Genomic DNA, 14,628 nt, shown 5'->3' with positions numbered 1-14,628 from the left:
CACTCAGGCCGCGCGGGGACGCCGCCTGGCGCTCAGGCCGCGACGGCGACCGGGGCCCACATCGCGTAGCCGTCGGTGAGCAGGTACAGGATCCGGTCGGCCAGGTCGGCGCGGGACACCGTGCGCCCACCCCGCAGGTTCCGGCCGAAGGCCATCCGCGCCGCCCCGGTCCGCGGCCCGTTGGTCAGCATCGGCGGCCGGACCACGGTCCAGTCCAGCTCGCTGGCCATCACCAGGTCCTCCATCCGCCGCATGTCCGCATAGCCGTGCGCGAGGACCCGCATCAGCAGCGGCTTGACCAGGTGCCGGGTGAACGCCCCGTCCTCGCCGTCCACGTGCATGCCGCTGTTGCTGACCACGACCAGCCGCCGGACGCCGTGCGCCCGCATCGCCGTCATGATCGCCGCCACCCCGTCCGAGCAGACCGTGGTGGGTCCCCGCCCGCGCGGCCCGAGCGCGGAGATCGCCGCGTCCCGGCCGGCCACCGCCGCGGCGATCGCCCCGGCGTCGTCCAGCTCGGCCCGCACCACCCGCAGCCGGGGATCGGCGAAGGCCAGCCGGGCCGGATCGCGGACCACCGCGGTGACCTCGTGGCCCTCCTCGCACGCCTGCCGCACGACCTGGGTGCCGGTGCGGCCGCTGGCTCCGAAGACCGTGATCTTCATGTCGTTCCCCCTGCGCATCCGTGGTGAGTGAGTGCTTACTAACCACTATAGTCAGTGAGCGCTCACTACCCTGTCAACGTGAACACCCGGGATCGCATCGTCAGCGCCGCCGCCGAGGTCATGCACGACCGTGGCCTGGCGCGCGCCACCACCAAGGAGATCGCGAGGGCCGCCGGGCTCTCCGAGGCCGCGCTCTACAAGCACTTCCGCGACAAGATCGACCTGTTCCTCGCGGTCCTCGGCGAGCGCGGCCCGACCCAGCTCGGCACGGTCGTCGCCCGGCTGGCCGAGCGGGCCGGCGCCGACCCGCTCGACCAGGTGTTGCGCGAGGTGGTCCGCGCGGCCACCGACTTCTACCAGCAGAGCTTTCCGATCGCCGCGTCGATCTTCTCGGAGCGCACGCTGTTCGAGGCGCACCGGGCCGCGCTGCACGAGCGCGGCGCCGGCCCGCACAAGCCGGGCCGCGCCCTCGCCGCCTACCTCGCCGACGAGCAGCGCCGCGGCCGCCTGCACCCGGCCGCCGACCCGGCCGCCGCGTCGAGCATGATTCTGGGCGCCTGCCTGGAGCGCGCCTTCCTCGGCCACTTCGCCGAGCACCCGACCGACCCGGACGAGTTCGCCACCACCCTGGTCCGCACCCTGCTGACCGGCCTGGCCCCGGCGCAGCCGCCGACACAGGCGACACCCGGGCGGCAGCCCGGGCAGGCAGAGCCGCGGGAGTGACCAGCCTCGCCCCTGCGCAGTCCCGGACCCGGACCGACGCTAGGAGTCGAGCAGCAGCACGTGCAGGTGGCGGGGGCCGTGCACGCCCTCGACCCGGTTCAGCTCGATGTCGCTGGTCGCCGACGGGCCGCTGATCCAGGTCAGCGGCCGCGACGGGTCGAGCCGGGCGACGGCCTCCGGGACCGACGCCACCACCTGGCCGGGCCGCAGCACGACGATGTGCACGTCGGGCAGCAGCGTGATGATCCGCCGTCCCTGGTCCGGTGACGCGTCCAGCACGATGGTCCCGGTCTCGGCGACGGCCACCGCCGCGGCGGTCAGGACGGCGTCGGCCGCGGCGATGCGGTCCGGCGTCAGGCCGTCGTCGACCAGGACGCCCTCCGGGCGCCACGCCACAGGCAGACCTTCCGGTACGACCACCGTCCCGCCCGCGATCTCGCGCGCCACCGCCGCCACCTGCTCCGAACCGATCCGCCGCACCGACGCCTTGTAGTCCACCAGCCGATCCACCAGCACGTCGAGGTCGGCCGCCGGGAACTCACGCCGGTAGTCGCGCGGCACCGGCCCCGGCGCGGGCGCGTCCCGCAGCGCCGCCCGCACCCGCCCGAGGATCACGTCTTTCGAGCTCATCGCGACGCCCACCAGTCCCGGAAGGTCTGCGCGGGAATCTCCGGGAGGTCCCGGGCCCGGTTCCAGCCCAACGGCAGCCCCCGCCCGCGCCGCCCGGCGATCCGGGCCAGCTTCGCGGCCCGCTGCGCGCGCGCATACAGCTTCGGCCGATCCATGGTGTACGCCGCGGCCCGCATCGCGGCCCGCTCCGACTTCGGATGCGGCGCCCGGTTCCGCAGGTGCACCAGGATCGACGGGATGTCGATCCGCACCGGGCAGGCGTCGAAGCAGGCCCCGCAGAGCGACGACGCGAACGGCAGCGACGCATTGTCCTCGATGCCGGTGAGCTGCGGCGACAGCACCGCGCCGATCGGCCCGGGATAGACCGAGCCGTAGGCGTGCCCGCCGGTCCGCTCGTAGACCGGGCACACGTTCAGGCAGGCCGAGCACCGGATGCAGTGCAGCGCCGACCGGCCCGCCGGGTCGGCCAGGACCGCGCTGCGCCCGTTGTCGAGCAGCACCAGGTGGAAGTCCTGCGGCCCGTCGCCCGGCGTCACCCCGGTCCACATGGTCGTGTACGGGTTCATCCGCTCCCCGGTCGACGCCCGCGGCAGCAGCTGCAGGAACACTTCCAGGTCCCGCCAGGCCGGCACCACCTTCTCGATACCCATCACGGTGATCAGCGTGTCCGGCAGGGTCAGGCACATCCGCCCGTTGCCCTCCGACTCGACCACCGCGAGGGTCCCGGTCTCGGCGATGCCGAAGTTCGCCCCGCTGATCGCCACCTTCGTCGACAGGAACGTCTCGCGCAGGTACTTTCGCGCGGCCGCCGCCAGCACCGGCGGGTCGTCGGTCAGCCCCGGGTCGACGCCGGGCATCGCGGTCAGGAAGATCTCCCGGATCTCCGAGCGGTTCCGGTGGATGGCCGGCACCAGGATGTGGCTGGGCTGGTCGTTGCCGAGCTGCACGATCAGCTCGGCCAGGTCGGTCTCGACCGGCTGGATCCCGGCCGCCTCCAGGGCCTCGTTGAGCGCGATCTCCTGGGTGGCCATCGACTTGACCTTGATGACCCGCTCCGAGCCGGTCCGTCTCACCAGCTCGGTGACGATCGCGTTGGCCTGGTTGGCGTCGGCGGCCCAGTGCACCACGCCGCCGCGCTCGGTGACCCGCGCCTCCAGCTCCTCCAGCAGCTCGGGCAGCCGTGACATCACGTCGGCCTTGATCGCCGAGCCGGCCGAGCGCAGCTCCTGCCAGTCCGGCAGCTCGGCGATCACCCGGCCGGACTTGCCGCGGATCGTGGTGGTCGCGTGCCGCAGGTTGCGCCGCAGCTGGTCGTTGGCGAGCGCGGTGTGCGCCGCCGCCGGGAACGGCTCGTCGCCGCGCAGGTGACCGACGCCGCGCGGGGCGGTGGCCGGCATGCCCAGGAAGGTGCTCATGTCGCGGCCAGGATCTCGGCCAGGTGCACGGTTCTCACCCCGGACTCCCTTCGGGACAGGCCACCACCGATATGCATCAGGCAGGAAGCGTCCCCGGCGGTGCACACCGAGGCGCCGGTCGACTCGATGGCGGTCAGCTTGTCGGCGAGCATGGCCGCCGACGTCTCGGCGTTCTTGATCGCGAAGGTGCCGCCGAAGCCGCAGCACTGCTCGGCCGCCGGCAGCTCGACCAGGTCCAGGCCACGCACCTGCCGGAGCAGCCGCAGCGGCTTGTCACCGACCCGGGTCATCCGCAGGCTGTGGCAGGTCGGGTGGTAGGTCACCGTGTGCGGGTAGTAGGCCCCGACGTCCTCCACCTCGAGCACGTCGATCAGCAGCTCGGACAGCTCGTAGGTGCGTGCGCCCAGTTCCGAGGCGCGCGCTGCCAGGCCGGCCGCGCCCGCCCGGGCCGCCACGAGAGCATGCTGATGCCGGATCGATCCGACGCAGGAACCCGACGGCGCCACTATCACGTCATATCCGGAGAAAACAGATACGTAACGACGGATCAGCGGCACCGCGTCCCGCTGGTACCCGGTGTTGATGTGCATCTGCCCGCAGCAGGTCTGCTCGAGCGGGAAGACCACCTCGTGCCCGAGCCGCTCCAGCAGCCGGACGGTGGCCTTGGCCGCCTCCGGGAAGAGCGTGTCGGCGAGGCAGGTCGCGAAGAGCGCGATCCGCACGGTCACCTCCCCACTCGTGCGGCGGCGGCCGCCCAGGGGGCGTCGTCGCCGCGCGGCTCGTAACGCACGATCTGCTGAGTCTGCCGCACCAGGGCGCGTAACGCATCGAGCCCGCCGGTGACCACTCCGGCCGCGCGCGCCTGCACCAGCAGATTACCGAGCGCGGTGGCCTCCACCGGCCCGGCGAGCACCGGCAGCCCGGTGGCGTCCGCGGTCAGCCGGCAGAGCAACTCGTTGCGGGCGCCGCCGCCGACCAGGTGCAGCGCGCCCGGCGTGGCCCCGGCCAGCTCCCGGGCCTGGCGCAGCGCACGGCGGTGGGCGAGCGCCAGGCTGTCCAGGACGCAGCGGGTGATCGTGGCCGGTTCGCCGGGCAGGCCCGCCGCCGTCCGCAGCCGTCCCACCATGTCGCCGGGTGGCAGGAACAGCGGATCGTCCAGATCGACCAGGTATGCCAGGGCGGGCTCCCGGGCGGCCGCGGCGAGCAGGCCCGCGAGGTCCGGCGAGCCCCACTCCCGCACGCACTCCTGCAGCGGCCACAGCCCCATCACGTTGCGCAGGTAGCGGACCGTCCCGTCGACGCCGCCCTCGTTGGTGAAGTTCGCCTCGCGCGACGCGTCGCTGAGCACCGGCTGCGCCAGCTCCAGCCCGACGAGGGACCAGGTGCCGCTCGAGACGTACGCGAAGCTCGTCTGATCCGCGGGGACCGCGACCACGGCCGAAGCCGTGTCGTGCGAGCCCACCGCGACCACCGGCGTGCCCCGGAAATGTCCGATCAGCTCGCCGGGACGGCGGATCGCCGGGAAGAGGTCCGCCCGCAGGCCCAGGTCCGCGATCAGGGGCCAGGCCCAGTTCCCGGTACGCACATCGAGCAGTCCCGTGGTCGACGCGTTGGTGTACTCCGCCCCGATCTCGCCGGTCAGCCAGTAGGCCAGCAGGTCCGGGATCATCAGCAGCGTCGCAGCGGCCCGGTACTGCGGGGTCCCGGCCGCCGCGAGCAGCTGGTAGACCGTGTTGAACGGCAGTTTCTGCAGCCCGGACACCGGATAGAGGTCCCGCACCCGGTCGGCGATCCCGTCGGTGCGCGCGTCCCGGTAGTGCACCGGGTTGCCGAGCAGCGCCCCGGACGCGTCGATCAGGCCGTAGTCGACCGCCCACGAGTCGATCCCGATGCTGTCCACCGGACCGGCCCTGGCCAGCCCGTCGAGCATCCCCTGGTAGAGCCGGAGGATGTCCCAGTGCAGGGTGCCGCCGGCGCGCACCGGCTCGTTGGCGAACCGGTGCACGACCTCCACGTCGAGAGTGCCGTCACCGAAGACGCCGACCACGACGCGCCCGCTGGACGCGCCGAGGTCGACCGCGGCGAACCGGTGCGTCATCGCAGGAACGCCGCCGCCACGCCGGCGTCGACGGGGACGTGCAGGCCGGTGGTGTGCGACAGCTCGCCGGCGGTGAGCACGAAGACCGCGTTGGCCACGTGCTCCGGCAGCACCTCGCGCTTGAGCAGGGTGCGCTGCGCGTAGAACTCGCCGAGCCGCTCCTCCGGCACGCCGTAGACGGCGGCGCGCTGCGCGCCCCAGCCGGACGAGAAGATCCCCGAGCCGCGGACCACGCCGTCCGGGTTGATGCCGTTCACCCGGACGCCGTGCCCGCCCAGCTCGGCCGCGAGCAGCCGGACCTGGTGCGCCTGGTCGGCCTTGGCGGCGCCGTAGGCGACGTTGTCCGGGCCCGCGAACAGCGAGTTCTTGCTGGAGATGTAGACGATGTCGCCGCCCATCCGCTGCGCGATCAGGACCCGGGCGGCCGCCTTGGCGACCAGGAAGGAGCCCTTGGCCATCACGTCGTGCTGCAGATCCCAGTCCTGCTCGGTGGTCTCCAGCAGCGGCTTGGAGATCGACAGGCCGGCGTTGTTGACGATCAGGTCGACGCCGCCGAAGGCCAGCACCGCCTCTTTCACCGCGGCCTCGACCGCTGCGGCGTCGGTGACGTCGGCGGTGACGGAGATGGCCGCGTCGGTGCCGCCGATCTCGCGGGCGACGGCCTCCGCGGTGGCCGCGTCCCGGTCGGCGACCACGACGCACGCGCCCTCGGCGGCCAGCCGCAGCGCGATCGCCCGGCCGATCCCGGAGCCGCCACCGGTGACGAAGGCGACCCGGGTCGCGAGGGGTTTCGGCTTCGGCATCCGCTGCAGCTTGGCCTCCTCCAGGGACCAGTACTCGATCCGGAACTTCTCCGCCTCGTCGATCGGCGCGTACCGGGAGATCGCCTCGGCGCCGCGCATCACGTTGATCGCGTTGACGTAGAACTCGCCGGCGACCCGGGCGGTCTGCTTGGTCGCCCCGAAGGAGAACATGCCGACGCCGGGAACCAGCACGATGGCCGGGTCGGCGCCGCGGATGGCCGGGCTGTCCGGGGTGGCGTGCCGGTCGTAGTAGGCGCGGTAGTCCGCACGGTAGGCCGCGTGCAGCTCGCTGAGCCTGGTCGTCACCTCGTCGAGCGGCGCGTCCGGGGCGGTGTCCAGGACCAGAGGCTTGATTTTCGTACGCAAGAAGTGATCCGGGCAGCTGGTGCCCAGCGCCGCCAGCTCGGGGAGGCGTTCCCTGCCGACGAAGTCGAGCACGATCTCGGTGTCGGTGAAGTGGCCGACCTGGGGGCGGTCGGTCGAGGCCAGTCCCCGGACGATGGGAAAGAGTTCCGCGGCACGCTGTCGCCTCACCGGTTTGTCAAGACTTTTCGTTGTGAGTGCGCCGAAGGGCTCGTCGCGTCCGTGCTCATCGATGTACGCCGCGGCGGTGTTGATGATCTCCTCGGAGTTGGCCTCGCACTCGTCGCTCGTCGCGCCCCACGCGGTGATCCCGTGCCCACCCAGGATCACGCCGATCGCCTGCGGGTTCGCCTTCTGCACGGCGGCGATGTCCAGGCCGAGCTGGAAGCCGGGGCGGCGCCAGTCGACCCAGAGCACCCGGTCGCCGAAGATCTCCTTGGTCAGCGCGGGCCCGTCGGCGGCGGTGGCGATCGCGATCCCGGCGTCCGGGTGCAGGTGGTCCACGTGCGGGACGTCGATCAGGCCGTGCATCGCGGTGTCGATGCTGGGCGCGGCGCCGCCCCGGCCGTGCAGGCAGTAGTCGAACGCGGCGACCATCTCGTCCTCGCGCTCGACGCCCGGGTAGACGCCGGGCAGCGCGCGCAGCCGGTCCAGGCGGAGCACGGCCAGGCCCTGCTCGGTCAGCGTGCCGAGGTCGCCGCCGGAGCCCTTGACCCAGAGCAGCTCGACCGGCTCCCCGGTGACCGGGTCGATCCCGGCGCCCTTGGCGGACGTGTTGCCGCCGGCGTAGTTGGTGGTCCGCGGATCCGCCCCGAGGCGGTTCGATCGTGCGATGAGCGCGGTGACTGCGGGATTCGTCATGGCGATCCTCAGACGTCCTATGAAACGTTTCACGTTCATCGACAGGCTACGCACCCCCACCCGCCCCGGTCAAGACCGCCGGATACGCGGGATCCGTACATGATCGTCCGCGCTTCCCCAATTCCCGCCCTGGTGGAGATATCCACGACGGCGGATTTCCGACAGCCGGGAGCGCCGCGGGATGTGGGACGTTCAGCGCCATGCATCGTCGTCGCTGGATCGCCGCCGTCGCCGGGGCGGCCCTCGTGGCCGTCCTTCCCACGCCCGCCCGGGCCGCGGTCACCCCGATCGCGAAGATCAACTTTCAGCCGGCCGGGTCCGCGGTTCCGAGCGGCTACACCGCCGACACCGGCGCCGCCTTCGACGGGACCAGGGGCTGGGTGCGGCAGGACAGCCTGAGCGCCACGCACGTGCCGCTCGACCTGACCCGCAACACCCGCGACCGGGCCCGCGCGGGCGTCGAGGCCCGGCTCAACACGCTGATCCATCTGCAGTACGGCGACGTGAACGGCACCAACGGCGTGGCCACCCCCGGCGCGTGGGAGTACGCCGTCCCGCCCGGCACCTACCAGGTCACCGTCTCGGCCGGGGACCAGCCGGCGTACGACAGCAACCACACCGTCCGGGTCGAGGGCGTCGCTGCGATCAGCGGGTTCGTCCCGAGCGCCACCGCCGAGTACCGCCAGGCGACGGTCACCGTGCCGGTCAGCGACGGCCGGCTCACCGTTGACGCGGCCGGCGGGACCAACACCAAGCTGAACTACGTCGAGATCAGCCGGGTGGACGCCGACCCGCCCACCGGGCTGACCGCGGTCCCCGGCGACCGGCAGGTGGCGCTCAGCTGGACCGGCAACGCGGCGAGCTACCAGGTCTACCGGGGCGGCACACTGCTGGCCACGGTGAGCCGGGCGGCCTACCTGGACACGGCGGTGAGCAACGGGACGGCGTACTCGTACCGGGTGGTCTCCGACGGCGGGTCCTCGGCCACGGTGAACGCCACCCCGGCGGCGTTCTCCCTCAAGGTGGACTTCTCCGACGCGGCGACCGCGCCGGCCACCGGGTATGTCCGGGACTCCGGTGGGGCGTACACCGCGGCCCGCGGCTACGGCTGGATCGACCTGGGCGAGGGCACCCCGGTCGACCTGACCGGCAACGGGCGCAACCGCAACCCGGCCGCCGGGCAGAGCGACCCGCGGCTGGCCACCTTCATGCACGCGCAGCTCCCGGCCGGGTCGGCCGGGGTGGCCACCCCGGGCGCCTGGGAGGCGGCCGTGCCGAACGGCGTCTACGCGGTCACCGTCGCGGTCGGCGACGCGGGCACCGCGGTCAACAGCGTGCACTGGGCGAACGTCGAGGACCAGAACGCGATCGCCGCCTTCGTGCCGACCGCCACGGTCAAGTTCGCCACGGTCACCCGGACCGTGCGGGTCGCCGACGGCAAGCTGACCCTGAGCCCGGCCGGCGGGACCAACACCAAGTTCGCCTACCTCGACATCGTCAGCGTCCCCGCGGCCGGCGCCACGCCCACGGTACGGACCAGCACCCCGGCCAACGGCGCCACCGGCGTCCCGCTCACCACCAGCGTGGTCGAGGACCTGGTGCTGCCCAACGGCGGGGTGGCCGCGGCTTCACTGACCGCCTCCTCGGTGACCCTGACCCGGCTCAGCGACGGCGCCGCCGTGCCGGCCACCACGATCACCAGCGGCGGCGGCGACGTGATCAACCTGTCGCCGACCGGGCCGCTCGCCGCGACCACGACCTACCGGTTCACCGTGACCAGCGGGGTCACCGACGTGACCGGCAAGCCGTTCGCGCCGTACTCGATCGTCTTCACCACCGGCGCCGGCGGCAACCCGGGCGGGCCGGTCGCTTTCGACAAGACCGTCGGCGTGGCCACCGGCGCGTCGTTCACCACCGTGCTCAAGGGGCCGGACGGGCGGCTCTACGCCGGCACCCTGGACGGGAACATCCACCGGTTCCCGATCAACGCGGACGGCACGCTCGGCACGCCGACCGTCATCGGCACGGTTCGGGCCAACGCGTCCGCGCTAGGCCTGCCCGGCGCCCCGGCCCGAACGATCATCGGGATGGCCTTCGACCCGGCCTCCACCCCAGCCGCGCCGATCCTCTGGATCACCGACAACTACGAGTACGTCGGACCGCTCAACGTGCCCGACTGGTCCGGCCGGATCGGCCGGCTCACCGGCGCCGACCTGGGCACCTACACCTCGGTGGTGACCGGGCTGCCGCGCTCGGTCAAGGACCACGAGACCAACTCCCTGGCGTTCGGCCCGGACGGCGCGCTCTACCTGACCCAGGGCGCCAACAACGCGATGGGCGCCGCCGACTCGACCTGGGGCAACCGGCCGGAGCGCCTGCTCAGCGCGGCCGTGCTGCGCCTCGACCCGGCGAAGCTGCCGGCCACCCTGCCGCTCGACGCGAAGACCGAGGAGGGCGGGACCTACGACCCGTACGCCGTGAACGCCCCGCTGACGCTGCACGCCACCGGCGTGCGCAACGCGTTCGACCTGGTCTGGCACCGCAACGGTCACCTCTACACGCCGACCAACGGCTCGGCCGCCGGCGGCAACACCCCGGCCACCCCGGCCACGCTGCCCGCCTCGTGCGCCCGGCGCGGCTACACCGGCCCGGCCGTCCCGGCGCTGACCAACGTGCCGACCGCGGAGACCGACTACGTCTTCGACGTGAAGCCCGGCCGCTACTACGGCCACCCGAACCCGGTCCGCTGCGAGTGGGTGCTGGCCGGCGGCAACCCGACCGCCGGCGCCGACCCGTTCCAGGTGTCCGCCTACCCGACCGGCGTCCTCCCCGACCCGAACTTCGACCTGGCCGGCACCTACGACGCCGGCCTGCACGCCTCGGCCAACGGCGCGATCGAATACCGCGGCCCGGCCTTCGGCGGCGCACTCGACGGCAAACTGCTGGTCGTCCGCTACTCCGACGGCCAGGACATCGAAACCTTCGACGTGGCCCCGTCCGGCGCCCTCGCCAACCGCACCGTGGGCACCACCGGCCTGACCGGCTTCAGCCAGCCCCTCGACGTCACGGAGGACCTCACCACCGGCAATCTTTACGTCACCGAGCTGGGCGCCAACCGCATCACGCTGCTCAAGCCCCGTCCCTGAGCCCTTGCGAGAGCCGGCCCGCGGGCCGGCGTCAGCCCACAGCGGTCCCGCTACTGTGCAGTCCCCGCCCGCCCAGGGGGAGCCGCCCGAAGACAGTGTGACGCGGAAGCGGGACCGCCCGGGGCGGGACTGTGGACAACGCACTGATGTGGACAACGCGCCGCTCGTCATCACTGGCGAAGGGCAGGAGGCGGACCAGCTCCGCGCGACCGTCACGGCCGCGATCGAAGCACATCTACGGTACGGGTATGGCAGCCCGGTGATGGTGGTCCACGCCGCCACCGCCCCGGCCGCGGCGCTCCGGTTCTGGCCGCGACCGGCCGAGTCACCATCGGGAACCAGCCAGGACCAGCACATGGGCTGCACGGAGCTGGGCTGGGCCTCAGGGGTGCCTCGCCGCCGTCACGACAGCGCCGGGGCAAAGGCGAGACGAGGTGGAAGAGTCACGGGCGGGTGCTTCGGCCCGTACCGGAGGGGTCGGAGCCCGCGAGGCACCGTGGAGGAATCACGGGCGGGTGCTGCCGCCGTACCGAAAGAGGTCTGGAAGAGCGGACCGAGGCAAAACGCACCGCCCAGGCTGAAGCGGACCCAGACAACGCACTGCCCAGGCTAGAGCGGACCGAGACAGAACGCACCGCCCGGGCTGAAGCGGACCGGAACATGAACCGACCGTCCCGGGCTGACGCGGACCGGGACGGGAAAAGAACCGCCCGGGCCGCAGCGGCCCGGGCGGTTGGTGCTGGTCGACTCTGTGATTGCGGGGGGACAATTCAGATCAGCCAGCGGTTCTTCTGGACCAGCGGCAGGCGCGCCCACAAGCGGCCCAGGCCCCAGGTGTGTCCGGCGTAGGTGAGTGCCAGCACGATCCCGACCAGCGCGTAGACCACGTGGTAGTCGACGATCGGGTTGCTGGAGCCGCTCGCGACGGGCCACTCGGCGAGCCACATCAGGGCCATCATGACGGCGCCGGAGACCGCGGCGACGCGCAGGCCGATGCCGAGGATCATGGCGAGGCCGATGCCGAGCAGGCCGATCATGAAGCCCCAGTCGGCGAGGGTGGTTCCGGCGATGTCGTGGAAGAAGCCCTGGAGCGGGCCGGCTTCGACGTTCGACAGGAAGCCCTTGGTCGGCGAGCCGCCGTTGATCCAGGCCTTGGCGGACGGGGTGGCGTAACCGAAACCGAAGGTCTTGTCCAGGAACGCCCAGAGGAAGACGAACCCGGTGGCGACCCGCAGGACGGCCAGTGCCTTGGCAGCGGACTTGGTGAGCATCGAACCAGGCGCCTCAACCTGCTCGAGGCGGTGCGCGGCGATGGTGGTCATCGCTTCCTCCTCAGTCATTCTCTCTGCCCTTGACACTCCTCCTCGGCGGGCGGTCACACCCGGGTCAGATCACCCGACTCGGCGGGCCGAAGGTCCCGTGCCGGGGCCGGAGGCCGGACGAAGATCAGCACCAGGACCGCCGCGACCAGCGCGGTTCCGCCCGCGACCAGCAGGGTCGCGTTGAGACCGTCAGCGAACGCGACCGGCTGCCCGTGCCCGTCGCTGACGTGGTCCGCGAAGATCGTGCCGAACACCGCCACCCCGAGCGCGAACCCGAGCTGCCGGAACGTGTTCAGCGCCCCGCCGGCCATCCCGCTGCGCTCGCGCGGCACCTCGCCGAGGATCGCCGAGGAGAGCGACGGCAGCACGCAGCCGACCCCGACGCCGACCACGATCAGGCCGGGGATCAGCGCCTCGCCGGTGCTGTCCGCGTCCAGCCGGGCCTGCAGCAGGTCACCGGCGGCGATCAGCAGCAGGCCCAGACCGACCGTCCAGCGCGGCGCGACCCGCTGCAGGAACCGCCCGGCGACCGCGCCCACCACCAGCGAGGCGGCCGCCATCGGCAGGGCGCCCTGCAGGCCGGCGTCGACCGGCCCGTTGCGCAGCACCTGCTGCAGCCAGACGGTGCTGAACGGCAGGTAGCCGAACGCGGCGGCCTGGGTGAGGAACGCGGCCAGGATCAGCGTGGCGAACGGCACCCGCTTGAACAGCGACAGGTCGAGCATCGGGTGGTCGGAACGCAGTTCGGCGACGAGGAACGCGACCAGGGCGACCGCGCCGGCGGCGAACGCGGCCAGCGCCACGCCGTCGGTCCAGCCGGCGTCGCCGGCGCGGATCAGGCCGTACGTGACGGCGGCCGCCGCCACCGTGAAGGTGACCGTCCCGGGCAGGTCGAACCGGCCGCCCCAGGGCGCCTTCGACTCGGTCACGCCGCGCACCGTGAACCAGACCGCGACCAGGCAGACCGGCAGGTTGACCAGGAACACCCAGCGCCAGCCGAGGTGCTCGGTGAGCAGCCCGCCGGCGAGCGGTCCGGCCGCCGCGGCGGCACCGTTGACCGCACCCCAGACGCCGAACGCGACGCCCCGGTCCCGGCCCTGGTAGGTGACGTTGAGCAGGGCGGCGGTGCAGGCGAACATGGCGGCGCCGCCGATGCCCTGGAGCACCCGGGCGGCGATCAGCGCCTGCTCGTTCGGGGCGACCGCGCAGAGCAGCGAGGAGATCGCGAAGATGCCGATGCCGGCCAGGTAGGTGCGGCGGCGGCCGTACCGGTCGGCGAGCGAGCCGGCGCCGAGCAGCAGGGCGGCCAGGGCCAGGGCGTAGCCGTCGAGCACCCACTGCAGGTCGGCGTAGTCCGCCCCGAACTTGTCGGCGATCGACGGCAACGCGACGACGACGATGGTGACGTCCACCAGCAGCAGGAAGGTGCCGAGGCAGACGGCGATCAGTGGTGACCATTTACGCATGCACAGCAGGATGCGCGGTTTGGCGCGGCGGCAACGAGCCGGAGCGGGGATTCCTGCGGATCTCGACGTCTCCTAGACTTATCCGGTGGAAATCGACGCGCTGGACCGCCAGGTGACGCACGCGCTGCGGATCAACGGCCGGGCTGGCTACCGGGAGATCGGCGCGGTCCTCGGCGTGTCCGACCAGACCGTCGCCCGGCGCTACCGCCGGCTGCGCGAGGAGGCCGGCCTGCGCGTGGTCGGCCTGCCGAACCACATCGAGCTGGGCTACGAGTCGTGGGCGCTCCGGCTGCGCGCCGCACCGGACGCGGCCATGCAGATCGCCCGCGTCCTGGCCCGCCGGCCGGACACCGGCTGGGTCAGCATCACCTCCGGTGGCACCGAGATCGCCGCCAGCGTGCGGATCCCGGCCTCGATCGACCGGGAGTCGCTGCTGCTGCAGAAACTGCCGCGAACCCCGCGCGTGGTCGCGGTCAGCGCGCACTGCGTGATTCACAACTATGTCGGCGGCGCGGTCGGCCCGGACCTGCGCGACGACGCGCTCACCGCGGAGCAGATCGTGGCGCTCACCCCGGTCCGCTCACCGGACTCGCCGGCCCGGCTGACCCCGGGCGACGCGCCGCTGATCGAGGCGCTGTCCTGGGACGGCCGGCTCAGCTACACCGAGCTGTCGGCCGGCACCGGCTGGCCGGAGTCCACGGTCCGGCGGCGGGTCCAGGAGCTGTTCGGCTCGGGCTCGCTCTACACCGACGTGGAGATCGAGCCGGAGCTCTACGGGTTCCGCGCCGCGGTGATGCTCTGGCTGTCGGTGGCGCCGTCCCGGGTCGCCTCGGTCGGCGCCGCCCTGGCCGAGCACGAGGAGATCGTCTTCGCGGCGGCCACCACCGGGCCGACGAACGTGCAGGCGACGGCGATCTGCGAGGACATGCCGGCCTTCTACCGCTATCTGACGGAGAAGCTGGGCTCGCTCGACGGGGTGGAGCGGATCGAGTCGGCGCCGGTGCTCAAGCACGTCAAGCAACTCGGGTCGGTGCGCTGACATACCTCCGGTGGAGGGTACCGGCTGGTATTACCAGCAAGTAATGATCTCGTTAATAATATTAACAAGCATCGATCTAGATCGGTCTCCCACTCAC

At 72.5% G+C, this 14,628-nt stretch carries 11 protein-coding genes; 3 read left to right on the top strand and 8 right to left on the bottom strand.

All coding sequences use genetic code 11. The features are described from left to right. Positions 1-32 precede the first annotated feature (32 nt). The gene (locus tag BJY16_RS19725; protein WP_185041054.1) at positions 33-665 is read right to left on the bottom strand and encodes an NAD(P)-dependent oxidoreductase; all 633 of its coding nucleotides are present in this window, start codon (positions 663-665) and stop codon (positions 33-35) included. A gap of 78 nt (positions 666-743) precedes the next feature. Between BJY16_RS19725 and BJY16_RS19720 the strand changes: the two genes are divergently transcribed. Beyond that, positions 744-1,388: a TetR/AcrR family transcriptional regulator gene (locus BJY16_RS19720; RefSeq protein ID WP_203759071.1), complete on the top strand. Its 645-nt coding sequence runs from the start codon at positions 744-746 to the stop codon at positions 1,386-1,388. Positions 1,389-1,427: 39 nt separating this feature from the next. Here the strand turns inward: BJY16_RS19720 and BJY16_RS19715 are convergent, their stop codons facing one another. From BJY16_RS19715 to BJY16_RS19695, 5 genes are read right to left on the bottom strand one after another with little or no spacing between them, the layout of a single operon-like run. Next, positions 1,428-2,018: a LutC/YkgG family protein gene (locus tag BJY16_RS19715; protein WP_185041052.1), complete on the bottom strand. Its 591-nt coding sequence runs from the start codon at positions 2,016-2,018 to the stop codon at positions 1,428-1,430. Continuing rightward, a complete protein-coding gene (locus BJY16_RS19710) occupies positions 2,015-3,433 on the bottom strand; it encodes a lactate utilization protein B (protein WP_185041050.1) in 1,419 nt (472 codons plus the stop codon). Before BJY16_RS19710 ends, BJY16_RS19715 begins: the two co-directional genes overlap by 4 nt. Further along, positions 3,430-4,155 (bottom strand): (Fe-S)-binding protein, encoded by a 726-nt coding sequence (locus BJY16_RS19705; RefSeq protein WP_185046561.1) that lies wholly within the window; start codon positions 4,153-4,155, stop codon positions 3,430-3,432. Before BJY16_RS19705 ends, BJY16_RS19710 begins: the two co-directional genes overlap by 4 nt. A gap of 2 nt (positions 4,156-4,157) precedes the next feature. Continuing rightward, a complete protein-coding gene (locus BJY16_RS19700) occupies positions 4,158-5,531 on the bottom strand; it encodes a rhamnulokinase (RefSeq protein ID WP_185041048.1) in 1,374 nt (457 codons plus the stop codon). Then, the gene (locus BJY16_RS19695) at positions 5,528-7,558 is read right to left on the bottom strand and encodes a bifunctional aldolase/short-chain dehydrogenase (RefSeq protein ID WP_185041046.1); all 2,031 of its coding nucleotides are present in this window, start codon (positions 7,556-7,558) and stop codon (positions 5,528-5,530) included. Before BJY16_RS19695 ends, BJY16_RS19700 begins: the two co-directional genes overlap by 4 nt. Before the next feature lie 200 nt (positions 7,559-7,758). Here BJY16_RS19695 and BJY16_RS19690 point away from each other — a divergent pair, with 200 nt between their 5' ends. After that, the gene (locus tag BJY16_RS19690; protein ID WP_185041044.1) at positions 7,759-10,704 is read left to right on the top strand and encodes an Ig-like domain-containing domain; all 2,946 of its coding nucleotides are present in this window, start codon (positions 7,759-7,761) and stop codon (positions 10,702-10,704) included. A gap of 770 nt (positions 10,705-11,474) precedes the next feature. Here BJY16_RS19690 and BJY16_RS19685 read toward each other — a convergent pair. Together BJY16_RS19685 and BJY16_RS19680 are read right to left on the bottom strand one after the other, a co-directional pair. Then, positions 11,475-12,026 (bottom strand): DoxX family protein, encoded by a 552-nt coding sequence (locus tag BJY16_RS19685; protein WP_185046560.1) that lies wholly within the window; start codon positions 12,024-12,026, stop codon positions 11,475-11,477. A 53-nt stretch (positions 12,027-12,079) separates the two neighbouring features. Then, entirely contained in the window at positions 12,080-13,492 is a 1,413-nt protein-coding gene (locus tag BJY16_RS19680) for an MFS transporter (protein WP_185041042.1), read from the bottom strand. 85 nt (positions 13,493-13,577) lie between these two features. Between BJY16_RS19680 and BJY16_RS19675 the strand changes: the two genes are divergently transcribed. Then, positions 13,578-14,531 (top strand): Lrp/AsnC family transcriptional regulator, encoded by a 954-nt coding sequence (locus tag BJY16_RS19675; RefSeq protein ID WP_185041040.1) that lies wholly within the window; start codon positions 13,578-13,580, stop codon positions 14,529-14,531. The last annotated feature ends 97 nt before the right edge of the window (positions 14,532-14,628 follow it).

Source organism: Actinoplanes octamycinicus (assembly GCF_014205225.1).
GTDB lineage: Bacteria > Actinomycetota > Actinomycetes > Mycobacteriales > Micromonosporaceae > Actinoplanes > Actinoplanes octamycinicus.
Note: the sequence above shows the minus strand (reverse complement) of the source record. Positions and strands in the feature narration are given on the sequence as shown.